Raw genomic sequence first — 26965 nt, 5'->3', positions numbered from 1 at the left:
GTTAGGTTCACATGATGAACGAAGACAATGACAAGACCATGGTGCGCACACGAAGGATGCCGTTCAGGCCGGCGCCGGGCAGCGACTCCGAACAGAGCGTCAACGTCCTCCCGGTGGGAACGCACCTTGGCGAATTCGAAATCCTCGACCTGATCGGCGAAGGCGGCTTCGGAATCGTGTATCTGGCCTACGATCATTCGCTGGAGCGGCACGTCGCGCTGAAGGAGTACATGCCCTCCGGCCTGGCCACGCGCACCACGAGCATGGCCGTCACCGTGCGCTCCGAGCATAACGCCGCGACCTTCACGGCCGGCCTCAAGAGCTTCATCAACGAAGCGCGCATGCTGGCGCAATTCGATTCGCCCTCGCTGGTCAAGGTGCATCGCTTCTGGGAAGGCAACGGCACGGCGTACATGGTGATGCCGTTCTATGAGGGCATCACGCTCAAGCGCGCCTTGAAGGAACGCCGCATCACGCCGGGCGAACCGTGGATACGCATGCTGCTGGCGGACCTGTTCGATGCCATCGACACCATCCATCGCGCGCATTGCCTGCATCGCGACATTGCGCCTGACAATATCCTGCTGCTCAAGGATGGCCGTCCGCTGCTGCTCGACTTCGGCGCCGCGCGCCGCGTGATCGGCGACCTCACGCAATGCCTGACCGTCATCCTGAAGCCCGGCTTCGCTCCCATCGAGCAATACGCGGACATCGCGGGATTGCGCCAAGGCGCCTGGACCGACATCTACGCGCTGGCCGCCGTGGTCTACTTCCTCATCACAGGCAAGGCGCCGCCGCCGGCCGTGGCCCGCATGGTGCATGATGAACTGGTGCCGGCGCGCGAGGCTGGCAAAGGCCGTTACAGCCCGTCCTTCCTTGCCGCGCTCGACAAGGCACTGGCGGTGAAGCCGGAACACCGTTTCCGCTCGATCGACGAATTGCGCCAGGCGCTGGACATCATGGAAGCCGTGCCCCGCACGCTTCCGCGCATGACCTCGCAATGGGATACCACTGCGGTGCGCACCACGCGCATTGCGGAAGTGAAGCAGAATGTGCCGCCGCCGCAGGTGCCGAACCAAGCGGAGGAACCGGACGGGCAGACACGCTTCGGCACGCTTCCTCCCAACCGGCCTGCCACGACGCCGAGAACCCAGCCCGGCTCCAGGGCGCATGCAGCCAAGGCGCGCCCTGAATCGCGTCCTGAATCGCACCCCGAAGCGCGCCACGAAGCACGTGTCGAGCCAAAGCTGGAGCCCGCTGCGCCGCCCCACCGGCCCGATCCGCCCATGGATCATGGCGATGGCAACTGGCAAAAGACATGGGGCGTGAATCAGGCTGCCGAGAACATGGCGTCGCGCGACAAGCCGGCATGGCTGGTGCTCGGCCTGCTGCTCACGGCGGGCATCGCTTCAGGTGTCTACCTCGGCACGCACCAGCCATGGCGCGATCTGCATGGAAGCACCGTCGCGAGCAGCAAGCCCGCCATGGAATCGTCCGGATCGAGCGATGCCACGGAGGACGAACAGCCAAGCCCTGCGACGCCCGTTCCGCTACCGACGGAAAAGCCCGCAGCTGCAGTACCTGCGCCCGCACTGCCCGCACCTGTCGAACGCGCAAGCAAGCCTCCTGTCATGGCGAAGGAGGCCGTCACTCCCAAGCCGGAACGCGCCCCAGCCTCGCAGAGCGCCCCGCGCGAGCCGTCGGAAAAGGACCTCTGGAAGGAAGCCGACGCGTTGAATACATCGCGTGCTTATGAAAAGTATCTCGACGCCTATCCGAAAGGGCCGCATGCATCCACGGCGCGCCGCAAGCTGGAGGAGAAGCAACCGAAGATCGTGTTGAATGCACCGTCCACGCAGGCTTCCGATTCCGATCAGAAGAAACCGCAGGTGGATGAGCAGCGTTCCGCAGCGCCGAAAGCCGCATCGACAGATGAAGAGGACCTCTGGAAATCGGCCGCCGGCATCGATGACGCGCCTGCCTATGAAGCCTATCTCAACGTCTATCCGGCAGGCCGTTACGCACCGCAGGCAAAGGATAGGCTGGCCAGCCTGAAGCGCGCCGAGCGCGTTGCGTCGACACCTGCCTCGCTACCGCCGCCTGCAGAGAAATCAGCGCCGATAGAGAAATCAGCGCGGACACAAGCGGAAAGCCCGCGCCCCTCCGCCGCTCCAGTGCCACGACAAGCGCCCCAGGCAGCACCCGCAGGCGAGCCGCGCACGACGGGCAAGAAGACGATCACCACCGACGACAACACCGTACTGACCGGTGATTTCACCAGTGATCCGAAAACCGGCGTGCTGTCCGGCACAGGCAAGGTGGTCTGGCCCAACGGCAACCAGTTCGAAGGCACGCTGGTGCGCGGCAAGAAGGAAGGCCGCGGCAAATTCATCTGGAACAACGGCCAGCGCTACACCGGCGACTGGGCGAGGGACATGCCCAACGGCAAAGGCACCATCACCTTCACTGACGGCAGTCGCTACGAGGGCGATGTCAGGGACGGCGTCCCGCACGGACAGGGCACCACGCACTTCAGGAGCGGCGATGTCTACAGCGGCGAATGGGTTCACGGCAAGAGCCAGGGCCACGGGCGCTACACCTGGGCCAACGGCAGCTACTGGGAAGGTGAGTTCCGCAATGACAAGCGCACGGAAAACGGCAAGCTGGTGTTCTCGGAACGCGCGCTTCAGGCAGCCAGGAGCCGTGCCTCATCAGGCGGACGGCAAGAGACGGGCCAACCGACCGCAGCAGAGCCGGCCGTGGCGGGCGGCACGGAATAAATCGATGTGGTCCGCTTTGGGCCTGCATCGGCCCACGCACCATGCTCCAGATCAAGTTTGCCCGAAACCCGGCTTGCGGACCGAAAACCTGTTCCTATACTGGAATTGCAGGCCGGCATGACTGCATCTGGAGCAAGGCCATGAAACTGCATTTCTTCAGCCCCGCGCACACGTCCCAGCGCCCTACCCCGCAACATAACGAGAATTTCAAGTACGCCACCATGTTCATCATCGGCGTGCCATCAGTTGTGTTCGGCTCGATGTATTTCGTCGACCTGGCGTTCGAACTGCTCTGGCATTGAAGCGCAGGTTAATGGTGCAGGGGTGGATGCGCGCATTCGCTGCGCAAAACCTCTTGTCCACGAAAGACACGAAAAATACAAAATCTTTATGTGTCTTTCAAGAGGCCGGCTGGGCGTCTTCGGTGCTCTTCATCATGCTCCGCGCGCTACGACGCTGCATCGGCACGCCGTCGTATCCTGCCCCATCTGCGCGCTGGTTCATGTTCCGGCACCTCCGAAATGGCCACTTGCATGGATGCCTCCAGCACTGACCGCATGATCTCGCGATTATTGGCCAAGTCATGCGATGTGCCGTGACGTGCGAACAGGCCCGCCTCCACCGCTTTGCGTACCGCCGCATCGAGCATTGCGTCAGTTATTTCCATGCCTTGCCTCCGCGCCGATCGCGATGGTCATGCGTGCTTTGCGACGTCTTTCTCCCAGTACGCATCGCAACTCGTCGATGCTTCGTCCTGCACAGTCAGCCATCGAGACGAGAATGCTGGGGCGGAGCGGAATCCGCCCGGTTCGCAATTTTTTCAGTACCTGCGGTGAGATTTTCAGCGCGCGCGACAGCATCGCATCGCCGGTAATGCCGAGCCAATCGGACAAGGCGTCGATCAGCCGGTTGGGGTCGTAGTAATGTGCTTGGCTCAATTGATTCATGGCTCGATCTTCAGATTTTGCAGGACGCAGCGCTTTTTTCGGAAGCATCACCTCTCGCATGGCGCCAGCTTGCGCAGCGATCAGGCGAGGCAGGGCATGCTCCGGTAGCGCATGTTGATCCAGTCGATTTCATCGCCTGTCTCGAGAATCACCGTTCCGAATGGACGGGGCGGGAATTCCGAGCAGACAAGTTCGTAGACTCTCCGGGCGGCATGCAGGCTGGGCGCATAGACCGCATAGGAACCGAGGATCCAGGGATGGGCAACATTGACTGCAGACATGGGAAAAACTCAACAACAAGTTCACGGACATCGGACATTATCCATTTACTCGAAGTGTTGCTCTGTTCGATAGCTGACACATGCCTGAGGGATCGTAAAAAAGCCCACCGCGACGTTGCGAAAATATCGAAACAGCGGTGCGCGCAAGGCATTTTAATGGACAGAAGGAATGACCACGCCACTGCTCAATGCATGCGGGCATCGTCGAACTCATAAGATTGATCGAGTTGTCTGCGCACGACGTCGTAGCATTCGCAGGAAGCCTTCTCCAGCCCGGGCCGGTCCAGGATCATCATGTGCCCGCGCGAATATCGGATCAGCCCTGCCTGCTGGAACGCTCCGGCCACGAGGCTGATGCTGGGCCGTTTGACACCGAGCATGTCAGCCAGGAATTCCTGCGTCAGCCCGAACTCGCTGCCACCGACACGGTCGTGCGTCATGAGCACCCAGCGCGCAAAGCGCGCTTCGATCGCATGCAGCCGGTTGCAGGCGACGGATTGCGACACCATGCCGAGGTAAGCCAGAAGATAGCGCTGCGTGATGCGCCGCAGTCCGGTATCGCCATTGATGGCGTCTGCGAACGCGCTGCGCGGCATGCAAAAGCTGTGACCTTCGATCTGGCAGATGACGGTTTCGGTCCAGCGGTCTCCGCCGGCGAGCGCCTCTATGCCACCCATTCCCTCCTTGCCGACCGTACCCACTTCAACGGCCGAGCCGTCGGACAGCAGGACAAGCACGGACAATACACTGGTGCATGGGAAATAGACGTGCGTATGCGATGCATCCCGTTCGCCGATCACATCCTTCGCCGCAAGACGCACGACTTGCAAATGCGGATCCACCTGCCAGTATTCTTCGTCATCAAGACTGTCGAGGAGAAAATTGCCGCGGCGGCGGAAGGCGTTGATATGATCGTGCATGCGCATCTCCTCGACAGGAATATCGGACGCCGCAGGGCAACAGCCCGTATTGATTTAACCGGCGGGAGAGTGCAGCTCGTAACCAAGAATACATCAGCCAATGCCGCCATGCCGGACATGCCGCAAATGTTTTTTTCGATTACCTGTCGGACACGATGCGCCCATCGACCAGCTCGACGATGCGGTCGCAGCGCTTCGCAAGATTCATGTTGTGCGTAACGAAAAGAAAGGTGGTGCCGCTTGTCGCGCCGACCTGGCGCAGCAGTTCGAATACGCTGTCGGCCGATTTCGTGTCGAGATTGCCAGTCGGCTCGTCGGCCAGCACGAGCGAAGGCTGGAGCGCCAGCGCGCGTGCAATCGCGACGCGCTGCTGCTGCCCGCCGGACATGTTGGTGGCCAGATGGTCCTTCCATTGCGCCAGGCCGACCTTGTCGAGCAGGCGCAAAGCATCGTCGCGCATGGCCGCGTTCGGCCGTCCCTGTTCGAGCAGCATCGGCATCATGACGTTTTCGACGGCGGTAAACGCGGAGATCAGGTGGTGGTACTGGAACACGAAGCCGATGCTGCGTCCACGCAGCCGTGTCAGCGCTGCCTCGTCCAACGTGGTGGTGTCCTCGCCGTTGAGGAAGAGTTTCCCGCCGCTGGGACGATCGAGCAGGCCGACGATATTGAGCAGCGTGCTCTTGCCGGAGCCGGACGGTCCGATCAACGCGCAGAATTCGCCGCGCTTCAGCGACAGATCGATGCCGTGCAGGACCTCGGTTTCTGCAGGCGTGCCGATTGCGTAGGATTTCCTGATCTGCTCCAGTCGCAGGACATCGTCAGCCACGGATCGCCTCCACCGGTTCGAGGCGCGCCGCGCGCAAGGCCGGCGTCACCGCCGCCAGCAGGCCGGTCAGCGTCGCCACCACGGCGGCCCACATGAACAGCGAAGGCTGCACGGTGACGGGAAACATGGGCGTGCCATCGGGGTTCTTCGCGACCAGGCGCCACACGGCCATCAGACCGGTCGCCATGGTCGAGCCGAGCAGCGAGCCGAGCAGGCCGACCACCGCGCCCTGGATCAGGAACACGCGCATCACCTGCCCGCGCGAGCCGCCCATCGCGCGCAGGATGCCGATTTCCTTCGAGCGCTGCACCACTGACACGACCAGCACGCTCGCGATGCCGGCGGCCACCGAGAGGCCGACGAACAGCCGGATCATCTGGCTGGAAAATTTCTGCGCATTCAGGCCGAGGAAGAACTGGTTGTTCGTCTTGATCCACGACAGTGCATCAAGGCCGGTCTGGTCGGCGATCGACTGCGCGATGTCCTCCGCCTGGAACGGATCGTTCACGGTCAGGTCGATGCTGGAGACGCCGCCGATCAGGTTGATCAGGTTCTGCGCGGTCGACAGCAGCACGTACACGTTGCGCAGGTTCGCGCCGCGGCTGCCGAGGTCGAAGATGCCGGCGATCGTGAGCGTGAGGTTGCCGCCGGATGCGGTCGCCACGCGCAGCTTGTCGCCGACTTCCACGCCGAGGTCATCGGCCAGCTGGTAGCCGATCAGGATGTCGTTGTTCGTCAGCCGGAACGTACCGCGAATGATCTTCTCCGGCAGCGGCACGATGCGCACATACTGTTCGGGATCGATGCCGATGAGCGAAATCGCCTGGTTGGCGTCGCCGCGCACCGCGAAGGCCGGCCCGGTCACGGTCGGCGAGACAGCGGCGACATCGGGCCGCGTTTTCATCTCGTCACGGATCTTCTGCCACTGGTCGATGGAACTCAGCCGCTGCGACGGCTTCTGGATCGTTGCCAGCGCGGACTGGCCCGGCGCGGTCGCGCGCAAGGGCCGCGCCACCTGTTTCGGCCGCTCAAGCACGATATGCGCCTGCGAACTCAGCACGCGGCGAAAGATATTGGCCTGCATGCCGTCGAGCAGCGCCGACATGAACACGATCACTGCCACGCCGATGGCCGCGCCGCAGATGATGAACAGCGACTGCATCCGCCCTTCGCGCAGGAAGCGGATGGCTGCGATCCATTCGAAGGGCATCAGGTCGTTCATGGCTCCGGCGTTCCATTCGGCGCGTGCACGACCGGGCGCACCCGCTCGCCGTCGCTCACGACGGCATTGGTGGCGGCGAGCAGCACATCGCCGGGCTGCACGCCTTCCAGGAATTCAAGCTTCCCGCTGCCGCGCACGCCGAGCCTGACCGGCATCCGGTGCGCCTTGCCGCCGTTGACCTTCATGACCCACGGCGCCTTGCCGCCGATATCATGCACGGCGGCGGATGCCGAAACGACCGCATTGGTCTTGCGCGCCACCTCGATGTCGACCGATACCGTCATGTCCTGACGCAGGTAGACCGGCGGATGCGGAACGTTGAGCTTGACTTCCACCGACCCGCGCTGCGGATCGACGGCCGGATTGATGTAGGCCAGTTCAGCCGCGAAGCGGTCGTCGGGATAGGCGTCGGCCGAACCGATCGCCTGCTGCCCGAGGCGCAGCGTGGAAAGGTTCTTCTCGTCGATCTGTAGCACGAGCTGTGTCTGCCCCGCCGGCGACAGCACCATCAGTATCTTTCCCGGTTGCACCACGTGGCCGCGCTCGACATTGCGTGCAATCAGCGTGCCGTCCACCGGGGCCTTGATGCTCGTGTATTCCAGCCGGGCCAGCGCCATCCGCAGGTTCGCCTGCGCCTGTTCCAGTGCGGCCATGGCCATCCGGTAGTCGCTGCCCTGCGGGCCGTTGGTTGCCACCTGCAATTGTGCCGCGCGGTACTGGCTCTGGGCCGTGTCGAGCGCACGCTGCGCATCATCGAGTTGCGCTTCACCCACGAAACCCTTGCTGTGCAGTTCCTGGGTGCGCTCATGCTGGCGGCGCGCATTGTTCAAGGCGATCTCCGCCTGGCGCAAACCCTGCTGCGCGGTCGGCAGGCCGACGTCGCGCAGTTGTTCCAGTCGCCTTTGCGCCTGTGCCACGGCGGCGCGCGCCTGCGTCACGGTGGCGCTGGCTTCGCTGTTTTCAAGCGCGATCAGGAGCTGGCCTGCCTTCACATCCTGGCCTTCGGCGACCGGAATGGCGGCGACCGTGCCGGTGACCTGGCTGCCGATCTCGACGCGCAATGGCGTTTCCACGCGGCCGCTGGCGACGACGGTCTGGACGATATCGCTGCGCGTGACGGCGTAGGCGGGCACTTCCGGGCCGAGCACCGTGTGCGCCGCAAGGAACACCAGGGCGAGCACGACAACGGAAAGCCCGAGCAAGGCGGCCCGGTGCTTGCGCCAGGATTCGGAAAGATCAAGCATGCCCAACATGCGCTCCTGCGATTGCGGCCCGTGGCCTTCACACTCCGGTGCGGTGGGACGAACTATTGCTACGCTACGACGAAATGGGGGCGGACGCGCGTATCTGGATCAAGTTGGGGCCGATTTCATGGAGCCGTGGGGCATCCGAATGCTTGCCGGCGGAGGAAGCCTTAATAGTATTTTTCGATCGCCCGCAGCGAGAGCGTGTAACTGTGGCGGATCTGTTCTTCGGGATAGCGGTGCTCGATGCCAACCGGACAACTCAGGCGCGACACGCAGGTTTCCCTGCAGCGCGAATCGGCTTGCCGGCGATAGCCGATGCACCGCGCGAGGTCGAACTGCCCGCCTTCCAGCGCATTTGCCGGACACGCGGTAATGCAGGGTTTGTCCTTGCAGGACATGCAGGAATGTTCGCCTTCCACCGAGCGCGTGGGGACAAAGGCCGTGTCCGCGAGGACGACGGCGCGGTAGGCGAACCACGTGCCCCACTTCGGGTCGATGCCGACCATGAATGGGGTCGCGTGATGCCAGCCCGCCAGTTGGCCGAGGCGCTGCAGGCCGATGGTCTGGCTTCCGGGATAAATGATGTCGTAGGTATGCTGCGGGTGCTTGTCCGCGAACCAGCGGCGCACGGTGCGCACAGTGAAATCGTCGATCGGATGCTCCGGGTCGACGTCGGACGTCTTGACCGCTTCCCAGAGACGTCTTCCGGCGTGGCCCAGGAGGATGAGTTGCCGGAAGCGGGCGTTGCTGCCGGCGCGCAACGGCGCGGCGATGTCTGCAGGCAAGGCATCCAGGTCGAACACGGCTTGCCGGTTCAGTCCGGCATGGTCCAGCAGGCTGGCGTCGAAGGCTTGAAATTGTTCCATGATGTTGCTGTCCTGAGCCAGGCGAGGAGGAGCGGCGAAGGAAGGCCGCGAACGCAACATTATGAACGAGGCCGGCCAATGCCGCTCATGGGGCGTCTTTTTTCGGAAGCCACACGCTGAAAGTCGTGCCGCTCCCGACCGCCGACCTCACCTCGACGCTGCCTTTATGCGCCTGGACGATCTCCCGCACGATATACAGACCAAGCCCGAGACTGGTCCAATCGCTTCGCCCCGCAGCCTGGTTCACGTAGCGGTGCATCGGATCGAAGATCCTCGCCTGCTCGGCTTCCGGAATCGGCTCTCCGTAGTTGTGCACGTCGATCCTGACGCCATTCTCGTCGCCTTGCGCGCGTACCGTGATATCGCCCTCGCGCCCGCCGTGCTGGAGGGCATTTCCGATCAGGTTCTGGCAGACCTGCCCGATCCTTCCCGCGTCCCAGCGGCCGGAAAGGTCTCCGCGCGACTGGACGACAATGGCGCGCTCCGGGTGGGAAAGCCGCAGTTCCTCGACCACCTGTTCGAGGATGGCAGCGAGATCGGCCGGCCTGAGTTTGATGCGCATGCCGCTACCAAGCCGGCTGCGGGTGAAGTCGAGCAGATTATCGAGGATCTGGCTCATGCGCGATGCGCTGTTGAGCATGCGCGTACCTAGCTGGCTCAAGCGCGAATCGTCTTGTGCAAGCTGGAGCAGGAGTTGCGCGCCGATGCTGAGCGATTGCAAGGGAGTCCTGAGATCGTGCCCGACCATGCCAAGAAAGATGTCGCGCGAACGGCGGACCAGCGACGCGTAATGCGCCACGGCCTCGGCGAGGATGCGATCCACTGCTTCGTCGAAGCGGCGCATGTCGTCCAGATCGTGCCGGTCGGCATTCTTGCCCTGCGAAAGCCGCAGGCGCAGCACGCTCGCCCTCAGCGCGCAATACTCGGCGACCAGGTGCTCCACATCGAAGCCGGACTTCAGCCGCGCCTCCGCATGCGCATGCACCGCGCTTCCCTCGCCCGTTGCGTTGGCGATGGGCGTCGATCCCGCAACGGCAGCGGCGATTTCCTGCAGGATTTCCTTCATCCGGTCGCGCAAATCGACAGGCTCCGGAGAGCGGCTGTGCGGCCGGATGCCGCGGGCGGAATCTTCCCACTCCCGGCAGAGCGGCTCCAGATTTTCGAGCATCAATGCGGCCAGTCTCATGTATCTCCTTGGGCTCGACCTTCTCCTGCTCCTGAGGCCGCGCATTGTATTTATTTCGAAAGGTGGCGAATGTAGCAAAACGGCCGCGCCCTGTCTGTATACTTTTATACGTACGATTTCGATCCCAGTCCATGCACAGAATCAGAGGAATCATTCATCCCTGATCTTGTCTGTCATGCATCATCCTGTTCGCGCTGGTACGCGGGATCGCTTACCCTCAAGCACACGCGCGCCGGCTTGACATTGACTCGAACGCGAAGACAGACAATGAACATCCCCGCCACTGCCGCCGAATGCCCGAACCTCCTGCTGGCGCAATTGCCGGCCAATGAATTTCAAGCTATCAGGCCGCACCTCGAATTCTTTCCGACGCCATTGAAGTCAGTGCTGTTCGAAAGGGACAAGGAGATTCGATATGCATACTTCCCGCTGTCCGGGGCGCACTCCGTGCTGGCGATCATGGAAGATGGATCGGCCGTAGAGGTAGGCACCGTTGGCTATGAAGGGCTCTCGACGGTGGATGTTCTTACCGGCAGCACGCAGGCGACCGAGACCACGATCTGCCAGATCCCCGGGGAAAGCCTGCGCATGCCCGTGGAAAAGTTCAACGACGCACTCGCTGCGTGTCCGGAACTGCGCCGCCTGTCCTACCGTTTCCTGCAAGCCTATCTTGCGCAGGTCTCGCAGTCCGTCGCGTGCAACCGCCTGCACTCCACCGAAGAGCGCTTCGCACGCTGGATTCTTCACAGTCATGATCGCGCGCGCTCCCAGACTTTCCAGCTAACACAGGAATTCCTGGCCGACATGCTTGGCGTGCATCGGCCCAGCATTTCCCTCATCGCGCGCAGCTTCCAGCAGGCCGGGCTGCTGAGGTACAACCGCGGCGTCATCACCATCATGGACCGAGCCGGCATCGAGGAAGCATGCTGCGAATGCTATGGCGTGGTACGGCGGCATCTCGCCAATTTCCTGGGCTTGGGCGGCTCCGGCCAGGTCGATCGCTAAAAGATACATTTTATTTGCATCTTTTAGCGAGCCGTTCTAAAATTACTGCACCGCAACGTTTTCAGACGGTTTATCGACCGGACGCTGGCCACGTTCAATCACATTGTTGCGAACATCGCCCAGGAGAAATCATGAACATCGACAAGTTCAAACACCAGCATGTTGAAATCCTTTCGTCCATCTCGGTTTTAAGGGCATTGGTCAAGAGCGGCATCGGCACCAATGCCGAAGAGATTGCGCGCAGGATCATTTCGATGAGCTCCACCATCAAGCTGCATCTCGCCGTCGAGGACAAGGTCCTTTATCCGGCACTGAAGAACACCGGCGATTCCACGCTGACGCGCATGGGTCAACGCTATCAGGACGAGATGACGGGCATCGCCCACTCTTACCTTGACTTCGCGCGCCGCTGGAATACGGCGCATACGCTGACGAACAAACCGGAGGAATTCCGCGCCGATGCCAACAACGTGCTGCGCGTCCTGTATGACCGGATGTGCAGGGAAAACACCGAGTTCTACCCGGCAATCGAGGCTTATTGATTTCTCGAATTCATTTCATGCGGTTATACTTCCCGCCTTTGAACCGCTTGCAATGTGAAAGAAATCATGTCCTCTATCCCCTCCTGCCCGCAATGCGCCATGGAAAACACCTACCCGGACGGCAGCAACTATGTTTGCGCCGACTGCGGGCACGAGTGGCCCATGGCGCAGACCGCCGTCGCTGATGACAGCGCCGACGCCGTGGTGAAAGACGCCAACGGCAATGTGCTGAGCGACGGCGACTCCGTCGTGCTCATCAAGGACCTGAAAGTGAAGGGATCGTCCATCACCCTGAAGATGGGCACCAAGGTCAAGAGCATCCGCCTCGTCGGCGGCGACCATGAGGTCGACTGCAAGATGGATGCAGGCAGCTTCATGCTGAAAGCGTGCTACCTGCGCAAGGCCTGAGCGGTCCGCGTGGCGGCCGGCGGCGATTGACTTGATCATGGTCGCCGTAGATACTTCCCTGCATATCAACCAGTCATGTTCCCTGCAGGAGTCTCCGTGTCCAGCCAGATCCGACGCATTGCCATCAACACCGGAGGCGGCGACGCCCCCGGCCTGAACGCCGTCATCCGCTCGGTGGTCGTTGCCGCCTCCAAGCGCGGCTGGGAATGCTACGGCATCCGCGACGGCTTCAACGGCATCCTCTGCCCGGAACGCTATCCCGAAGGCGGCGTGGTCCGTCTCACCATGGACAAGGTGCGCGGCATCGCGCATCTCGGCGGCACCATCCTCGGCACGACCAACAAGGGCAATCCGCTCAGCTTCCCCACTGCCATGCCGGACGGTACGGTCAGGGAAACCGACCGCTCCGACGAGATCCTGCAGTACTTTGCGCGCGAAGGACTGGATGCGCTCGTGTCGGTCGGCGGCGACGGCTCGCTGACCATCGCCAACGCGTTGCATCGCAAGGGACTGCGCGTAGTGGGCGTGCCCAAGACCATCGACAACGACCTCGACAAGACCTTCACCACCTTCGGCTTCGACACCGCGGTGGCCTTCGCCACCGAATGCCTCGACCGCCTGCACAGCACCGCCGAAAGCCACCAGCGCATCATGGTGGTGGAAGTGATGGGCCGCTACGCCGGCTGGATCGCCCTGCACTCCGGCATCTCCGGCGGCGCGCACAGCATCCTGATTCCGGAAATCCGCTTCGACGTGGACAAGGTCGCCGCCAAGATCCGCGGCCGCGACAAGTTGGGCCGCATGTATTCGATCGTCGTCGTGGCGGAAGGTGCCGAACCCATCGACGGACATCGCGAGGTGGTCACGCCGGCGGAAGCCGGCCATGCCGAGCGACTCGGCGGCATGGGTGAGCGCGTCGCGAAAGCGCTCGCTGAGCGCACCGGCAAGGATGCCCGCGTGGTGGTGCTCGGCCACCTTCTGCGCGGCGGCAGCCCGACCAGCTTCGACCGTTTGGCGGCCTTGCGCTTCGGTGCCGCGGCCGTGCGCGCGCTCGGCAACGGCCTGTCAGGCGTCATGGTGTCGCTCGCCTTCCCCAACGTGGATTATGTCTCCCTCGAAGAAGTCGCGGGCCGCATGAAGGCGGTGCCGATGGACAGCGACACGCTGCAGACTGGGCGCGACCTGGGGATCTGCTTCGGGGATTAGTCGCCTGCCCCGCCAACTCCCGCAGCGGCAGGCACGAAGCCTCACATCCTTAATGCAGTGCGCTCTCGATATCCTTGCGCGTGATCACGCCTTCCTTGGTCAGTACCGGCTTGCCGGCAGGATCGTAGAGGATGCTGGTCGGGAAGCCGCGCGGCTTGAACTGCTTCGCCAGTTCCTCATCGCCGGCCACAACCGGATAAGTGACGTGCAGCTTTTCCACGAACTGCGCCACCCTGCGCGGACTCTGTCCGTCCACGGCCACGCCGAGGATCACGAGGTCGCCGCGCGATTTGCCGAGTGCTTCCAGTTCGGGCATCTCGCCGAGGCAAGGCGCGCACCACGTGGCCCACAAATTGACCAGCACCCACTTGCCCTGGTGCCCCGCCAGCGTGTGCGTCTTTCCCTGCATGTCCGTCAGCGAAAAACCGGATGGCGTCGCATGCGCGATGAGCGGGGCCGCAAGCAGCAGGATCAGGAAACGTTTCAGCATGGGCTTCGCATTCCGTTAGTGGTTGATCAGAACCGCCCGCTCAGGCCGAGCACGAAGGCTCGTTTCGCGGTGAGCTGCACGCCGTTGACGTCCTGGTACAGCGGGTGCTGGTAGAAGCCATAGACCTGCAGGTTACTCGCCACCGCATAGCTCAGCCCTGGGCTGAGGAACACCGCGCGGCTGCCGCTGTCGGCTGGCTCCGCTTGCGTGCCGCTGTCGCGCTGCTTCACCACGGCGTTGAGCTGCACCAGCGCGCCGAGATTGTCGCTGACGCCGTAGCGGTAGCCGACGTCCGCGCCGAACTGGGCGCCCGGCTTGAAGCCGTCATGTTCGTTCAGCGCATGCTGATATTGCGCCTGCGCGAACCACGCTGAATTCAGGTGCGGAAGCTTCTGGTGGTAGTAGGCACCGGCGATCAGGTCGGTGGTGCCGCTGCCCGGCTGCAGGCTGCGCTCTGCCACATCGCCATCTGCATTCGCCACATCGGTCCGTCCGGTCGGCAGCTTCAGGCCGAAGGTGAGGCCGGCGGTGGCGGCATTGATCGGGTCGCCGATCAACGGCAACTGGTAGCGGCCGATCACGCGCATATCCCCGAGTTCAGTGAAGTTCCATTGTTCCAGATCCTTTCCGCCCTGGTGATTGTGGATATGCGTGTGGTCGCGATCCACCAGCGGCGCAATCACGGACACGCCCCACCCCGAGGCAAAACTGCGGCTGTAGGTTGCAACGAGATTGCGGTTGTAGGTGCTGACCTCATCGTGATGGTGCGGGATCTGCCCGACCGCGATATTGTCCGTGCCGGTGCGCGGCTGGTCCTGCTTGATGAATTCATAACGCAGGTCGAAGGACGAGCCGGACTCGACCATGGCGCTTTCCGAGGTCCAGTTGGAATTCACGGTGCAAAAGGCGGCGCCGCAGCTGGCAAAGGACAAGGAGGGAATGGCGCCGGCGGCAACGGCAAGGAGCAGCAACTTCGGATTCTTCATGTGCAGGGTTTGCTTCAATGATGGATGGACCAGCTGTAGCCATGTGACGACGGCAGGCAGGAATCGAATGTATTACGGAATGGCGCCGACATGCTCGGGAGCACCTTTCCGTGTGGAACAAATCATATATTTGAGAGTGATCTTTCCGGGTGATCTGGATCAACTTTTTCGAACTGGCGCATTATGCCGCGCGCAGAAGGCCCGGCCTGTCACGCTCCAACAACGTTTGCAGAAAATAGATGCTGCGAGGACGCGTGGCGTTCCTGCGGCGGGTGGATCGATCAAGACAAAGACATTGCGGAGCGGATGGCCGCCGGCCGTGAGGCGCACCGGCTTCGATGCATTCCGTGATATCCCTTCTGCGGGTTCAATAACATTAAAACAATCACAACGTGCTATTACGCACATACCTACGTAGTTATACGCTTGTATGAACAACTAACTCGTAATACCCTCATCCCGTTGCGGTTTTCTTTGTCGGCGCAAGTCACCTTGCATCCCATCGAAACGCATCGCCAACGTGTCGGACTGGATCTGACGCAACCAAAAACCACTAGAAAAGTTAGAGGATGACATGACATACAAAATGAAGACGCTCATTGCTGCTGCATTGGTAAGCTGGTCCGTCGCGGGTATCGCAGCGGATCCGATCAAGATCGGCGTGTCAGGGCCTTTCACCGGCGGCTCTTCGCCGATGGGCGTTTCGATGCGTGACGGCGTCAAGCTGGCTGTGACCGAAATCAACAAGAACGGCGGCGTGCTCGGACGCCAGATCCAGCTGGTCGAGCGCGATGACGAAGCGAAGAACGAACGCGGCGTGCAAGTGGCGCAGGAACTGATCAACAAGGAGAAGGTCGTCGCCACCGTCGGCTTCATCAACACCGGCGTGTCGCTCGCCTCGCAACGCTTCTACCAGGAAGCGAAGATTCCCGTCATGAACAACGTCGCCACCGGCTCGCTGGTGACGCACCAGTTCGACGACCAGCCCGAGAACTACATTTTCCGTAATGCTGCGCACGACACCATCCAGTCCGCGATGATCGTCGACGAAGCGATCGGCAAGCGCAAGCTGGCCAAGGTCGCCATCCTGGCCGACTCCACCAACTACGGCCAACTTGGCCGCGAGGACCTGGAGAAGGCGCTCAACAAGAAAGGCATCAAGCCTGTCGCCGTCGAGAAGTTCAACATCAAGGACGTCGACATGACGGCGCAGCTGCTGAAGGCCAAGGCCGCCGGCGCGCAAGCCATCCTTACCTATGGCATCGGCCCTGAACTGGCGCAGATCGCCAACGGCATGGAAAAACTGAGCTGGAAGGTGCCGATGATCGGCAGCTGGACGCTTTCCATGGGCAACTTCATCGACAACGCCGGCAAGAACGGCGAAGGTGCATTGATGCCGCAAACCTTCATCCAGGAAGCCAACACGCCGAAGCGCAAGGCCTTCATCGATGCCTACGTTGCCACCTACAAGCCGGCTGGCGGACGCATCCCGTCGCCGGTGTCCGCCGCGCAGGGCTATGACTCCGTCTACCTGCTGGCCGCCGCCATCAAGCAGGCAGGCTCCACCGAAGGCCCGAAAGTGCGTGCCGCGCTGGAAAACCTGCAGGCCAAGGTCGACGGCGTCGTGACCACCTACGACAAGCCCTTCACCAAGGCCGACCATGAAGCCGTCAAGATGGGCATGCCGGTCATGGGCATGGTCAAGGCAGGGCACGTGGTGCACGCGCAGTAAGTCTCAAAGGCTCTACTCGAACTAATCACGGGAAACGCTCGTGAGAGAGCACTCCTTCCGTCAAGGGCTCAGCTTTACCTACAAATCGGCCGATGTTTGCACTTCTGTGCAAGGAGCGCGCCGTAGGGCCCCTTCTTCCTGAAAGGGGGGAAGGCTGGGATGGGGGTATGAAGGCCGATTTTTCGACTGCGACGATTCGACCTCACTACCCCCATCCTGACCTTCCCCCTGCAAGGGGGAAGGGACCTTACGAAATGTCGTTCACACCGTAGTGATACATGTCCAACATTTTGGGTAAATCCTGGCCTTGAAGGGGGAGCGCGTTTGAGTCTTCCAAGCTCCAGCTTCCAAGGCAACCATGGATATCCTTCTCCAACTCGCATTCAGCGGAATCGCGCTGGGCATGATCTATGCGGTCATCGCATTCGGTTATCAGCTCACCTTCGCGACTTCCGGCACACTCAATTTCGGCCAGGGCGAAGCGCTCATGCTTGGCGCCCTGGTCGGCCTCAGCCTCGTGGGCAACATCCACGGCGGGCCTTATCTCAACTACTGGCTGATGATTCCGCTGGTGATCCTGTTCGGCGCCTTGCAGGGCGCGGTCGTCGAACGGATCGGCGTGCGCCCGTCGATCAAGATCAAGTCGGAATTCGGCTGGATCATGTCGACCATTGCGCTCGCGATCATCTTCAAGAACGTCGCCGAAAACATCTGGGGCAAGGACGACCTGACCTTCCCTTCCCCGCTGTCCGCAGCGCCGTTCCAGGTTTTCGGCGCGAACGTGCAGCCGATGCAGGTGGTCGTCGTGATCGGCGCGCTGGCGATGATGCTGGCTGTTGAAATGTTCAACCGCAAGTCGATCTACGGCAAGGCGGTGGTCGCCACCTCCAACGACCGCGATGCCGCCGGCCTGATGGGCATTAACACCAGCATGGTGATCACTTTCTCCTACGCCCTGTCTTCCGCAACCGCGGCCTTTGCCGGCGTGCTGGTGGCGCCGCTGACGCTGACCGGCGCGACCATGGGCTCGGCGCTCGGCCTGAAGGCCTTCGCGGTGGCGATCATCGGCGGCCTCACCTCCGGCGTCGGCGTCATCGTCGGCGGCCTGATCCTGGGCGTTGCCGAGACGCTGACCGGCTTCTATATCTCGACCGGCTACAAGGAAGTACCGGGCCTGCTGCTGTTGCTGCTCGTGCTCGCCGTCAAACCCGCCGGCCTGTTCGGCAAAGCCGCGATCAAGAAGGTGTAAACATGTTCAACAAGAATCGCATCCTTGCGCTCGCCGGCATCGCCGCGCTCGCGCTGTTTCCGCAGGTCTTCCATAACCCCTACTACATCCATCTCGCGGAAACCATCCTGATCTACGCGATCCTGCTGTTCGGGCTGGACATCGTGGTCGGGTACACCGGCCAGGTGTCGCTCGGCCATGCGGCCCTGTTCGGCATCGGCTCGTACACCACGGGCGTCCTCGTCTTCAAGCTGGGCATGCCGTTTCTCGTCGCGGTGCCGGCGAGCATCGCGGTGACCGCGGTGTTCGGCGCACTGCTGGCCTTGCCGGCGCTGCGCGTGACGGGCCCGTACCTCGCCATGGTAACGCTGGCGTTCGGCACCATCGTGCAGATCCTGATCAACGAGATGACCTTCCTCACCGAAGGCCCGCTCGGCATCAAGGTACCGAAGCCTTCCTTCTTCGGCGTCAAGCTGACCGAGGTGCCGTACTTCTACGTCGTCGCTGCGCTGATGGTGCTGTCGCTGATCGTGGTCCACCGCATCCTCAAGTCGCATCTCGGCCGCGCCTTTCAGGCCTTGCGCGACAGCCCGGTGGCGTCGGACTGCATGGGCGTCTCGGTGTATCGCTACAAGGTGTATGCCTTCGTGATCAGCGCCGGGCTCGCCGGCCTGGCGGGCAGCCTGTACACCTACTCGGAAGAATACATCTCGCCGAACACCTACAACTTTGAACTCACGATCCTGTTCCTGCTGGCGGTCATCATGGGCGGACGCAAGACCCGTTCCGGCGCACTGATTGGCGCACTGATCGTGGTGATGCTGCCGAGCCTGTTGTCGGACATCGAGCTGTTCCGCAAGATCGCCGTGGCCGCCGCCGTCATCGTGACGGGCAGCTGCGCCTTCATGCTGACGAAGAAGACCCGCACTGCGCACGAGGTGCTGGTGCCGGTGGCATCGACCATCGGCATGGCCGTCTTCTCCTACCGGCTCGAGAACATCACCGACTGGCGCCTCACCATCTTCGGCCTGATGACCCTGTTCGTCGTGTATTACCTGCAGGACGGCATCGTCGGCTACCTGCGCGGCGTGGTCGAAAAGATCCGCCCGCACGCGGTGCATCGTCATGAAGAGTTCCATGAGAAAGGCGACGAGAAGCATGCATGGGCGGCACCGGGCCAAAGCGTGAGCGCGAACAGCACGCTGCTCGCGGCACGCCAGGTGCTGATGCAGTTCGGCGGCCTCAAGGCGCTCAACCAGGTCAACCTGAACGTCGTGGCCGGCTCCATCCACGGTTTGATCGGCCCCAACGGTTCCGGCAAGAGCACGATGATGAACGTGCTCACCGGTATCTACCAGCCGACCGCCGGCACCGTGGAGTTCAATGGCCGCGTGGTCTCCGGATCGACGCCGTCGGCGATCGCGCTCGGCGGCGTGGCGCGCACCTTCCAGAACGTGCAGCTGTTCGGCGAAATGACCGCGACGGAAAACGTGTTGGTCGGTCTGCATCACACCTTCCGCTCGAACATTCTCGACGTGATGCTGCACACGCGCCGCTATCGCGAGGAAGAGCGCAGTGCGCGGATCCGCGCCGCCAGCATCCTGAAGTTCGTCGGCCTGCCGGAACTGGCCAACGAGGAAGCGCGCAATCTGCCCTACGGCAAGCAGCGCCTGCTGGAAATCGGCCGCGCGCTCGGGCTCAACCCGAACCTGCTGCTGCTGGACGAACCCGCCGCCGGCCTGACCGCGCCCGACATCAAGGAACTCGTGTCGATCATCCGCAAGATCCGCGAGCATGGGATCACGCTGATCCTGATCGAACATCACATGGACGTCGTGATGTCGATCTGCGACACCGTCACGGTGCTCGACTTCGGCCAGAAGATCGCCGAAGGCAAGCCCGCCATGGTGCAGGCCGATCCGCGCGTGATCGAGGCATATCTCGGTGGCAGCGCCGAGAGCGCAGTCGCAGCTTGAGAGAGGACATCAACATGTTATCGATTCAGAATTTGCACGCCGCCTACGGCAAGGTTGAAGTCCTGCACGGCATTTCGCTGGAAGTCCCGAAGGGCAAGGTGGTAACGCTGATCGGCTCCAACGGCGCCGGCAAGACCACCACCATGCGCGCCATCTCGGGCATGCTCAAGCCGAAGCAAGGCAATGTCCGGTTCGACGGCAAGGACGTCACCGGCATGGATTCCTTCCGCATCGCCCGCGCCGGCCTCGCACATTCGCCGGAAGGCCGGCGCGTTTTTTCGACCATGAGCGTGAAGGACAACCTTCTGCTCGGCGCCTTCCCGCGCTTCACCCGCTCGCGCCCGCGCGGCGACATCAACACCGACCTGGAGAAGGCGCTGGAACTGTTCCCGCGCCTGAAGGAAAGGCAGGACCAGCTGGCCGGGACGCTCTCGGGCGGCGAACAGCAGATGCTAGCCATGGCGCGCGCCATCATGCTCAATCCGGAAGTGGTGCTGCTCGACGAACCATCAATGGGACTGGCGCCGATTCTCGTTGATGAAGTGTTCCGCATCATTTCGCGCCTGAAGGAACGCGGCGTGACGATGCTGCTGGTGGAGCAGTTCGCAGCAGCGGCGCTGAATGTGGCGGATTATGGTTATGTGCTGGAGAACGGGCGCATCTCGGTGCATGGCCCGGCAGAGAGCCTGAAGAATGATCCGGCGGTGAAGGCGGCGTATTTGGGGGGTGGGCATCAGCATTGAGGGCTGACGTTTTCCTGCGGGCTGCGCTTGCCAAGCGCACAGTAGGGTTCCTTCCCCCTCGCAGGGGGAAGGAGCGCGACGCAAATATGGCCCCGACAACTCACCCCACACTCAAATCCCTCTCTCCCCCGCCGCGCACAATATTCTTCTGCCTGAAATCCTTCGAATGAATGCCATGCTTCTTCAGCAGCATTTGCAGATGCGAACGGTTCATGTCGCAGCGCCGCGCCAGCTCCGCCACCGTCCCGCCAACCTCGCGCAATCCCTTTTCCAGGAATGCCCTTTCCGCTTCGTCGCTGGCGGCGCGCTTGGCGTCGCTCAGCGTTGCGAAGGTCGCCGAGCCGACTGCGGGAAGGACGGGCGCAACCTGTGTCGTCGGGCGGATCGCCTCCGGCAGATGCGACAAATCCGCTGTGTCGCCCGCAAGGCATGAGAGCCGGTAGATCAGGTTGCGCAGCTCGCGGATATTCCCCGGATAGGCGTAATTCAGCAGGAAGTCGCGCAGGCGCGGCGTCATCTTGATGGGCGCGCGTTTCAGCGCTTCCGCCGCCTCGTCGCCGAAATAGGCGAACAGCAAGGGAATCTCGTCCTTACGCTCACGCAACGGCGGCAGGGTGACATGGATCACGCTGAGCCGGTAGAAGAGATCTTCGCGGAAGGTGCCCTCCTCGATCAGCTGACGCAGGTTCTTGTTGGTTGCAGCAACGATGCGCGCATCGACCGTGATCACTTCGTCCGAACCCACGCGCTGTATCTCGTGCGATTGCAGCACGCGCAGCAGCTTCACTTGCCCCGGTAGCGGCAGTTCGCCGATTTCATCAAGAAAGATCGTGCCCTTGTGGGCGCTTTCGAACTTGCCCTTGCGGTCATTTGCCGCGCCGGTGAAGGCGCCCTTCTTGTGGCCGAACAGTTCCGACTCCAGCAGGTTATCGGGTATCGCGCCGCAGTTGACGGAGATGTAAGGCTTGTCGGCGCGCGAGCCGTTGGCGTGGATCACTTTCGCCATCAGCTCCTTGCCGGTTCCGCTCTCGCCGTCGATCAGCACCGGCAGGTCGGTGGGCGCGGCCTTTTCCGCGATCTCCAGCGATTCCAGCAGTTTCGGGTTGTCACCGAAGGTGCCTTCGAACACGAAGCTGCGGTCAAGCAATGCCTGCCTGCGTTCGCCGGGCGTCTGCTCCACCACGACAGGCTCGGCGGAAGCGGCCTGCACGAAGCGCTCCTTGTGCGACAGCTGCATCACTTCGTCGCGCAGGGCGCCGGATTGCCGCAGCAGCTTTTCGATGTCGGGGCGTTCCAGCTTCGATGCCCAGCGCAGCGTGGAGCGCATGATTTCGATCTTTTCAATCAGCCCCGCGTAGGACACGGCGGAGCTGGCATGTCCGAGAGGATTGTAGAGTTTCATGCCGCACTCAGTTGTTTCTGCACCAGCTGGTAGTACATGCCCTTCCTGTCCACCAGTTCTTCGTGTCGTCCCTGCTCGACAATTGCACCCTCGTACAGCACGAGGATCTTGTCGGCGCGCATGATCGTGCTGAGCCGGTGCGCGATGATGACGGCGGTGCGGCCCCGCAGGATTTCGCTCATGTTGCCGATGATGTTGCTTTCCGACTGCGTGTCCAGCGCCGAGGTGGCTTCGTCGAACACCAGCAGGCGGGGATCATGGTACAGCGCGCGGGCGATGCACAGGCGCTGGATCTGTCCACCCGACAGGCCCATGCCGCGCTCGCCGACCACCTGCTCGTAGCCCAGCGGCATCTTGCTGATGAAGGCATGCGCATCGGCCATCTTCGCCACTTCCTCGATGCGGCGCCGGTCCGGGCTTTCGTCGCCGCTCGCGATGTTCTCGGCGATGGTGCCGGAGAACACCAGGTTGGTCTGCATCACGTAGCCGACCTGCGCGCGGTAATACTCCTTGTCGATCACGCTCATGTCGTAGCCGTCGACGATGATCTTGCCTTCGCTCGGCGGATAGAAGCCCACCAGCATTTTCGCCAGAGTGGTCTTGCCCGAACCGCTGCGGCCGACGATGGCAACCAGCTCGCCCGGCTTGATGTCGAGGCTGATGTTTTCCAGCACGTAGGCCGTGTCGTTGCCGCCATAGCGGAAGTAGATGTTCTCGAGGCGTATCTCGCCCTGCAGATCGGGCAACACCACGCGCGAAGGCAAATCCTCCGGCCTCTGTTCCGGCTCCATGTCGAGCACATCGCCCAGCCGTTCCATCGCCACACCCGCATCGTTCAGCCTGCTCCACAGTCCGACCAGCCCCATCAGGGGCGCGAGCACGCTGCCCATCAGTGCATTGAATGCCATCAACTGCCCGATGGTGAGTTCACGCGCCAGCACCAGGTTCGCACCGACCCAAAGAATGGCGATGGTCGTGGCGGCGTTGAGCAATTGGCTGACGAGCGATACCCAGATGTTGAAGGTCTGCGCGCGATACTGTGTCTCGAGCGACTTGGCGTATTTCTTTTCCCACTTCAGGCGAACCGGCCGCTCGATGCCCATGCCTTTCACCGTCTCCACGCCGCCCAGCGCTTCCATCAGGTAGGCCTGCGCATCCGTCGAGGCCGCGAAGACTTCGCGCGCATAGTTTTTCACGCGCGGCGTCGCCAACACGGTCAGCGCGATGATGGGAATCACGAAAGCGATCAGCACCAGCGTCATCTTCACGTTGTACATGAACATGATGGTGAAATAGAGAAAAACCATCAGCAGGTTGAGAATGGTGGTGACAGTCGATTCCGTGAGAAAGGCGCGGATCGTGATGTTTTCCTGGAAGCGCGCGAGGATGTCGCCGGTCTTGCGCTTGGCAAAGAAGGAGAATGGCAGCGACATGGTGTGCTTGAAGAACTGCGACATCATCGCAAAGTCCATGTTGCGCACCATGAAGTTGGCAAGGAAGGAACGGATGGTCGTCATCAGTTGCGTGAACACATTGGCGATGATCAGGCCCATGATCAGCAGGTGCAGCAGGCTGAAATTCTGGTGCACGATCACGCCATCCAGGATGTTCTGGATGATCATCGGGGGCACGATGCCAAGCACCTGGATCACGAAGGTTGCGAGGAATAGGTGTGCCAGGATCTTGCGGTACGGACTCAGATAGCCGACGAAGCGTATCCAGGGAGAACGGGCGGCCGCCAGTTGCACCTGGTTCTGGCCGGGAGTGAAAACAAGACAAGTGCCGCTCCATCCGCGCTCGAATTCTTCCACGCTCATTTTCCGGAAGCCGATCGCCGGGTCTGCCACCCATACCTGCTGTTTCGAAATGCCGTACACGATGACGTAGTGGTAACCCTCCCAGTGGATGATGAACGGCAGTTCGAAACCGAGCAGCGCTTCGTAGGTGCATTGCACGCCGCGGGTGGTGAAGCCGAGCGATTCGCCGGCGCGCGCAAGGCTGTCCATGGTCGCGCCCGCCGTGGTCACATTGGCCAGTTCCCGCAATTTGCCGAGCGTCATCGGGATGCCGTAATGCTTGCACAACATGGCGAGACAGGCCGCGCCACAGTCCATTTCCTCGGCCTGCTCGACCCAGGCAAAGCGCTTGATGATCTTCTCGCCGGCTTCGGGTTTCGATTGCAGGTCGAGCACCACCGGCCGCTTGCGCCGCTCGGCCAGCTTCTTCTGGCGATGCAGTTCGCGCTCGATGATCCGCACGCGGTCTTCCAGCACCTCGCGCAGCTTCGGATTGCGTTCGAGAATGACGTGTATGGTCTTCTCGGGGATCACCAGCAAGGTGACTTCGGTGCTCGTGACGACCGATGCCATCTGTTCCTGCCGCATCAGGCATGCCTTCTCGCCGAAAATCTCGCCGTGGCGCAAGGTCGCAAGCGTGTACTCCTCACCTTCCTCGCTGCGCACGATGCGCACTTCGCCCTGACGGATGACGTACAGGCGGCGATCGTCGCGCGAATCCTGCTTGAGTATTTCCTTTCCGGCGGCGACTCGCTTCACGCCTACGCTGCGGATGAATTCCTCCAGCTCGTTCTTGTTGACCTTGCCGCGCAGATCGAACAGGCGGGTGACGAAGCCGCCGGCCGAGCTGATGGCGACATAGCTCGTCACGAACGTGTAGGCGGCGGGGTTGCGCGCCACGATGGGCTCGATCACCTCGCGCGGAATGAACAGCAGCTCGGTCTTGGCCGAGGCGCGCACGGAAGATTCATGCCGGTAATCTCGCAGCATGGCAATGTCCGCGAACACCTCGCCGACCTTACGCACGCCCATGCTGATTTCCTTGCCATGCTCTTCGGTAAACATGCGCACCGAGCCGGACTTGATGACGAACAGGCCGGTCGCCGGATCGCCGGCATTGCAAACGGTGTCGCCGAAATTGAAGAAACGCGATTCGGCATGCACCGCCAGTTGGTTGAGCTCCTCGTGCGTAAAGGGCGAAAGGATTTCCACGGAGGAGAGGAAATCGGCGAGGGGTTGGGGTTTGGGTGAGGCTTCCATGGGTGACGTGCGAAAGAGACGGCTTCAGCGAGATTGCCGCCAGGTTCCTTCCCCCTTGCAGGGGGAAGGCCAGGATGGGGGTAGAGTGTGTGAATCCACTTCTGCGGTAATTCAGCCCCACTACCCCCACCCTAACCCTCCCCCTGCAAGGGGGAAGGAACAGGCGGCGCAATTAACCGATCTGCTACCTCGCCTCGATGATATGTTCCTGCGCCCTTGCCATCAGCCATTCCTCGCGCAGCAGGCGGCGCACCTCCGCGGCGGTTTCCTCGTCCAGCATGGCCGGATGCTTGGCGTTGACCATGAAGATTTCGAAGAAGGACTTGTCCGGTGACGGGAAAGGCCCAAGCAGGTCGCCGACGGAGGCGTTGAACACCTTTGCCTCGATTTCCGTCTTGAGCGATCCGCGCAGCACCTTGCCGATCAGTCCGCCCTTCTCGCGTGTGTCGGCGATCGAATGCTCGCGCGCCATTTCCTCAAAGCTTTCCGGATCGTCGCGCAGCACGGACATCATTTCCTTGGCCTTGCCTTCCGTATCCATCACGATGTGGCTGACTTCGATACTGTCGAACTTGGGTGAATTCAGCTTGAAGTAGGCGTCGACCGCCTTGTCGCTGCAGACCTCCGCCATCATCTTTTCCTGATACAGGCTGTCGGTAACGAATTCCTCGAATTCGTCGAGGCTGATGCCGAGCGCATCCATGTAGTGGTTCATGTCGGCCGCGCGATGCAGGCCCTGCACCCGCCGGAACTGGTCCGCCCGTTCCTGTATTTCCTCCGGCGTCACGGAGACGCCCTTCTTCTTCGCCGCGCGCACCGTCAGCTTGTCCCTGACCAGTTGCTCCACGAGTCCTTCGAATTGCCCTGTGAGCTTCAATATCCTGACGAAGTCGTTCACATCGATGACTTCATCGTCGATTCGTACAATCGCTGTCATTTCGTACGCTCCTTGCTCTGATTTCGGCGACGGCCCCTGCGGATTTCTTTAGATGAGCACGAAAAGCGGCCAGTTCGAGAGGCAAGGACATGCGATTGGAGAATACGCAAAGTCTCGTTACATTCGGCCGCTGCGGCGGGCGACACCATGGATGACCGGCAAAAGATTCTGTCCGGCCGGACGCAAGAAATGGTCAGCGGGCATCCTGCATGCGTGGTATGGAAAATGCTGTGCATCGGGACGGGAACCGGATTGCCTCGCCGCGCGTCAATTTCACATCAGGCATCGCGACAGACAATGATGCGCGGCGTGGAAAAAGCCAAAAACTCCAGGGAGCATCCGCAGCACGTCTTCAGTGAGGAGACCCAGATGGCAGACACTATTGACGATCTCAACCGGCGCAAGGCCCTGCTCACCGCCACCACTGTCGTTGGCGGCATCGGCGTCGTGGCTGTCGCGGAGCCGTTTCTCTCCAGCATGCAGCCAAGCGAGGCGGCACGCGCCGCCGGCGCTCCGGTCGAAGTGGACATCAGCACCATTGCGCCGGGCAAGCTGACCACCGTCGAATGGCGCGGCAAGCCGATCTGGCTGCTCCATCGCACCGAGGCCATGGTGGCCGGCCTGACCAAGCATGACAACCTGCTGGTCGACCCCGGTTCATCACAGCCGCAGCAGCCGCAGTATGCCGTCAATCCCGCCCGCTCCATCCGCCCGCCCTTTTTCGTGGTGATCGGCATCTGCACCCACCTCGGCTGCGTGCCGGTGTTCCGCCCGGAACCGGGAGCGTCCGACCTGGGTGCCGATTGGCCCGGCGGGTTCTATTGCCCTTGCCATGGATCGAAATTCGATCTTGCGGGACGCGTCTTCAAGAATGTCCCGGCGCCGCGCAACCTCGAAGTGCCGCCCTACACCTATCTCAGCGACACCAGGCTTGTGATCGGCACGGACAAGAAATCAGGCTGAGCCGATGCAATCG

25 protein-coding genes are annotated in these 26965 nt (G+C 61.9%); 11 read left to right on the top strand and 14 right to left on the bottom strand.

What is annotated here, in order from left to right:
- Nucleotides 1-11 precede the first annotated feature (11 nt).
- Both VJ698_RS24285 and VJ698_RS24280 read left to right on the top strand, forming a co-directional pair.
- Nucleotides 12-2780 carry a protein kinase domain-containing protein gene (locus VJ698_RS24285; RefSeq protein WP_324105404.1) on the top strand — a complete coding sequence of 923 codons (2769 nt, stop codon included), beginning with the start codon at nt 12-14 and terminating at the stop codon, nt 2778-2780.
- Between the two features lie 140 nt (nt 2781-2920).
- On the top strand, nt 2921-3082 hold the full coding sequence (locus tag VJ698_RS24280; protein ID WP_324105403.1) for a hypothetical protein: 162 nt from the start codon (nt 2921-2923) through the stop codon (nt 3080-3082).
- Nucleotides 3083-3228: 146 nt separating this feature from the next.
- Here the strand turns inward: VJ698_RS24280 and VJ698_RS24275 are convergent, their stop codons facing one another.
- From VJ698_RS24275 to VJ698_RS24235, 9 genes are all read right to left on the bottom strand, one after another.
- A complete protein-coding gene (locus VJ698_RS24275; RefSeq protein WP_324105402.1) occupies nt 3229-3447 on the bottom strand; it encodes a hypothetical protein in 219 nt (72 codons plus the stop codon).
- On the bottom strand, nt 3434-3787 hold the full coding sequence (locus VJ698_RS24270; protein WP_324105401.1) for a hypothetical protein: 354 nt from the start codon (nt 3785-3787) through the stop codon (nt 3434-3436). Before VJ698_RS24270 ends, VJ698_RS24275 begins: the two co-directional genes overlap by 14 nt.
- Nucleotides 3788-3807: 20 nt before the next feature.
- Nucleotides 3808-4008: a hypothetical protein gene (locus VJ698_RS24265; RefSeq protein ID WP_324105400.1), complete on the bottom strand. Its 201-nt coding sequence runs from the start codon at nt 4006-4008 to the stop codon at nt 3808-3810.
- 185 nt (nt 4009-4193) lie between these two features.
- Nucleotides 4194-4928, bottom strand: a complete 735-nt coding sequence (locus VJ698_RS24260) for a Crp/Fnr family transcriptional regulator (RefSeq protein ID WP_324105399.1) — start codon at nt 4926-4928, stop codon at nt 4194-4196.
- 139 nt (nt 4929-5067) lie between these two features.
- Nucleotides 5068-5757 carry an ABC transporter ATP-binding protein gene (locus tag VJ698_RS24255; protein WP_324105398.1) on the bottom strand — a complete coding sequence of 230 codons (690 nt, stop codon included), beginning with the start codon at nt 5755-5757 and terminating at the stop codon, nt 5068-5070.
- Entirely contained in the window at nt 5750-6979 is a 1230-nt protein-coding gene (locus tag VJ698_RS24250; RefSeq protein WP_324105397.1) for an ABC transporter permease, read from the bottom strand. The genes VJ698_RS24255 and VJ698_RS24250 overlap by 8 nt, the downstream gene beginning before the upstream one ends.
- Nucleotides 6976-8223, bottom strand: a complete 1248-nt coding sequence (locus tag VJ698_RS24245; protein WP_324105396.1) for an efflux RND transporter periplasmic adaptor subunit — start codon at nt 8221-8223, stop codon at nt 6976-6978. The genes VJ698_RS24250 and VJ698_RS24245 overlap by 4 nt, the downstream gene beginning before the upstream one ends.
- A 170-nt stretch (nt 8224-8393) precedes the next feature.
- A complete protein-coding gene (locus tag VJ698_RS24240) occupies nt 8394-9092 on the bottom strand; it encodes a hypothetical protein (protein WP_324105395.1) in 699 nt (232 codons plus the stop codon).
- Between the two features lie 85 nt (nt 9093-9177).
- Nucleotides 9178-10278, bottom strand: coding sequence for a HAMP domain-containing sensor histidine kinase (locus VJ698_RS24235; protein WP_324105394.1), 1101 nt, complete (start codon nt 10276-10278; stop codon nt 9178-9180).
- Between the two features lie 267 nt (nt 10279-10545).
- Here VJ698_RS24235 and VJ698_RS24230 point away from each other — a divergent pair, with 267 nt between their 5' ends.
- The 4 genes from VJ698_RS24230 (at nt 10546) to VJ698_RS24215 (ending at nt 13439) form a co-directional block, all read left to right on the top strand.
- Nucleotides 10546-11283 carry a Crp/Fnr family transcriptional regulator gene (locus VJ698_RS24230; protein WP_324105393.1) on the top strand — a complete coding sequence of 246 codons (738 nt, stop codon included), beginning with the start codon at nt 10546-10548 and terminating at the stop codon, nt 11281-11283.
- Nucleotides 11284-11414: 131 nt separating this feature from the next.
- Nucleotides 11415-11825: a hemerythrin domain-containing protein gene (locus VJ698_RS24225; protein ID WP_324105392.1), complete on the top strand. Its 411-nt coding sequence runs from the start codon at nt 11415-11417 to the stop codon at nt 11823-11825.
- 66 nt (nt 11826-11891) lie between these two features.
- Nucleotides 11892-12233: a zinc ribbon domain-containing protein YjdM gene (locus VJ698_RS24220; RefSeq protein WP_324105391.1), complete on the top strand. Its 342-nt coding sequence runs from the start codon at nt 11892-11894 to the stop codon at nt 12231-12233.
- Between the two features lie 96 nt (nt 12234-12329).
- Nucleotides 12330-13439 carry an ATP-dependent 6-phosphofructokinase gene (locus VJ698_RS24215; protein WP_324105390.1) on the top strand — a complete coding sequence of 370 codons (1110 nt, stop codon included), beginning with the start codon at nt 12330-12332 and terminating at the stop codon, nt 13437-13439.
- 49 nt (nt 13440-13488) lie between these two features.
- Here the strand turns inward: VJ698_RS24215 and VJ698_RS24210 are convergent, their stop codons facing one another.
- Nucleotides 13489-13929: a TlpA disulfide reductase family protein gene (locus VJ698_RS24210; protein WP_324105389.1), complete on the bottom strand. Its 441-nt coding sequence runs from the start codon at nt 13927-13929 to the stop codon at nt 13489-13491.
- A gap of 26 nt (nt 13930-13955) precedes the next feature.
- A complete protein-coding gene (locus VJ698_RS24205; protein WP_324105388.1) occupies nt 13956-14915 on the bottom strand; it encodes a transporter in 960 nt (319 codons plus the stop codon).
- Nucleotides 14916-15489: 574 nt separating this feature from the next.
- Between VJ698_RS24205 and VJ698_RS24200 the strand changes: the two genes are divergently transcribed.
- The 4 genes from VJ698_RS24200 (at nt 15490) to VJ698_RS24185 (ending at nt 20594) form a co-directional block, all read left to right on the top strand.
- On the top strand, nt 15490-16647 hold the full coding sequence (locus VJ698_RS24200) for an ABC transporter substrate-binding protein (protein ID WP_324105387.1): 1158 nt from the start codon (nt 15490-15492) through the stop codon (nt 16645-16647).
- A 358-nt stretch (nt 16648-17005) separates the two neighbouring features.
- The gene (locus VJ698_RS24195) at nt 17006-17896 is read left to right on the top strand and encodes a branched-chain amino acid ABC transporter permease (protein ID WP_324105386.1); all 891 of its coding nucleotides are present in this window, start codon (nt 17006-17008) and stop codon (nt 17894-17896) included.
- Between the two features lie 2 nt (nt 17897-17898).
- A complete protein-coding gene (locus tag VJ698_RS24190; RefSeq protein ID WP_324105385.1) occupies nt 17899-19851 on the top strand; it encodes a branched-chain amino acid ABC transporter ATP-binding protein/permease in 1953 nt (650 codons plus the stop codon).
- Nucleotides 19852-19865: 14 nt separating this feature from the next.
- Nucleotides 19866-20594 (top strand): ABC transporter ATP-binding protein, encoded by a 729-nt coding sequence (locus VJ698_RS24185; protein WP_324105384.1) that lies wholly within the window; start codon nt 19866-19868, stop codon nt 20592-20594.
- Between the two features lie 100 nt (nt 20595-20694).
- Here VJ698_RS24185 and VJ698_RS24180 read toward each other — a convergent pair whose 3' ends face one another.
- The 3 genes from VJ698_RS24180 to VJ698_RS24170 form a co-directional block, all read right to left on the bottom strand.
- Nucleotides 20695-21996 carry a sigma-54 dependent transcriptional regulator gene (locus VJ698_RS24180; protein ID WP_324105383.1) on the bottom strand — a complete coding sequence of 434 codons (1302 nt, stop codon included), beginning with the start codon at nt 21994-21996 and terminating at the stop codon, nt 20695-20697.
- Entirely contained in the window at nt 21993-25052 is a 3060-nt protein-coding gene (locus VJ698_RS24175; protein WP_324105382.1) for a peptidase domain-containing ABC transporter, read from the bottom strand. The genes VJ698_RS24180 and VJ698_RS24175 overlap by 4 nt, the downstream gene beginning before the upstream one ends.
- A gap of 184 nt (nt 25053-25236) precedes the next feature.
- Nucleotides 25237-25989, bottom strand: coding sequence for a peptidylprolyl isomerase (locus tag VJ698_RS24170; protein WP_324105381.1), 753 nt, complete (start codon nt 25987-25989; stop codon nt 25237-25239).
- Nucleotides 25990-26358: 369 nt separating this feature from the next.
- Between VJ698_RS24170 and petA the strand changes: the two genes are divergently transcribed.
- Nucleotides 26359-26952 (top strand): ubiquinol-cytochrome c reductase iron-sulfur subunit, encoded by a 594-nt coding sequence (gene petA / locus VJ698_RS24165; RefSeq protein ID WP_324105380.1) that lies wholly within the window; start codon nt 26359-26361, stop codon nt 26950-26952.
- The last annotated feature ends 13 nt before the right edge of the window (nt 26953-26965 follow it).

The organism is Noviherbaspirillum sp., assembly GCF_035254685.1.
Lineage (GTDB): Bacteria > Pseudomonadota > Gammaproteobacteria > Burkholderiales > Burkholderiaceae_D > Noviherbaspirillum.
The sequence above is the reverse complement of the archived record's forward strand: the minus strand, read 5'-3'. Positions and strand labels throughout refer to the sequence as shown.

Coding starts and splice junctions, on each gene's coding strand:
- VJ698_RS24285 (WP_324105404.1), top strand. CDS start 12: ATGATGAACGAAGACAATGACAAGACCATGGTGCGCACACGAAGGATG.
- VJ698_RS24230 (WP_324105393.1), top strand. CDS start 10,546: ATGAACATCCCCGCCACTGCCGCCGAATGCCCGAACCTCCTGCTGGCG.
- VJ698_RS24205 (WP_324105388.1), bottom strand. CDS start 14,915: ATGAAGAATCCGAAGTTGCTGCTCCTTGCCGTTGCCGCCGGCGCCATT.
- VJ698_RS24280 (WP_324105403.1), top strand. CDS start 2,921: ATGAAACTGCATTTCTTCAGCCCCGCGCACACGTCCCAGCGCCCTACC.
- VJ698_RS24225 (WP_324105392.1), top strand. CDS start 11,415: ATGAACATCGACAAGTTCAAACACCAGCATGTTGAAATCCTTTCGTCC.
- VJ698_RS24265 (WP_324105400.1), bottom strand. CDS start 4,008: ATGTCTGCAGTCAATGTTGCCCATCCCTGGATCCTCGGTTCCTATGCG.
- VJ698_RS24270 (WP_324105401.1), bottom strand. CDS start 3,787: ATGCGAGAGGTGATGCTTCCGAAAAAAGCGCTGCGTCCTGCAAAATCT.
- VJ698_RS24195 (WP_324105386.1), top strand. CDS start 17,006: ATGGATATCCTTCTCCAACTCGCATTCAGCGGAATCGCGCTGGGCATG.
- VJ698_RS24260 (WP_324105399.1), bottom strand. CDS start 4,928: ATGCACGATCATATCAACGCCTTCCGCCGCCGCGGCAATTTTCTCCTC.
- VJ698_RS24200 (WP_324105387.1), top strand. CDS start 15,490: ATGACATACAAAATGAAGACGCTCATTGCTGCTGCATTGGTAAGCTGG.
- VJ698_RS24170 (WP_324105381.1), bottom strand. CDS start 25,989: ATGACAGCGATTGTACGAATCGACGATGAAGTCATCGATGTGAACGAC.
- VJ698_RS24235 (WP_324105394.1), bottom strand. CDS start 10,278: ATGAGACTGGCCGCATTGATGCTCGAAAATCTGGAGCCGCTCTGCCGG.
- VJ698_RS24220 (WP_324105391.1), top strand. CDS start 11,892: ATGTCCTCTATCCCCTCCTGCCCGCAATGCGCCATGGAAAACACCTAC.
- VJ698_RS24175 (WP_324105382.1), bottom strand. CDS start 25,052: ATGGAAGCCTCACCCAAACCCCAACCCCTCGCCGATTTCCTCTCCTCC.
- VJ698_RS24240 (WP_324105395.1), bottom strand. CDS start 9,092: ATGGAACAATTTCAAGCCTTCGACGCCAGCCTGCTGGACCATGCCGGA.
- VJ698_RS24190 (WP_324105385.1), top strand. CDS start 17,899: ATGTTCAACAAGAATCGCATCCTTGCGCTCGCCGGCATCGCCGCGCTC.
- VJ698_RS24245 (WP_324105396.1), bottom strand. CDS start 8,223: ATGCTTGATCTTTCCGAATCCTGGCGCAAGCACCGGGCCGCCTTGCTC.
- VJ698_RS24275 (WP_324105402.1), bottom strand. CDS start 3,447: ATGGAAATAACTGACGCAATGCTCGATGCGGCGGTACGCAAAGCGGTG.
- VJ698_RS24185 (WP_324105384.1), top strand. CDS start 19,866: ATGTTATCGATTCAGAATTTGCACGCCGCCTACGGCAAGGTTGAAGTC.
- VJ698_RS24180 (WP_324105383.1), bottom strand. CDS start 21,996: ATGAAACTCTACAATCCTCTCGGACATGCCAGCTCCGCCGTGTCCTAC.
- VJ698_RS24210 (WP_324105389.1), bottom strand. CDS start 13,929: ATGCTGAAACGTTTCCTGATCCTGCTGCTTGCGGCCCCGCTCATCGCG.
- VJ698_RS24250 (WP_324105397.1), bottom strand. CDS start 6,979: ATGAACGACCTGATGCCCTTCGAATGGATCGCAGCCATCCGCTTCCTG.
- petA (WP_324105380.1), top strand. CDS start 26,359: ATGGCAGACACTATTGACGATCTCAACCGGCGCAAGGCCCTGCTCACC.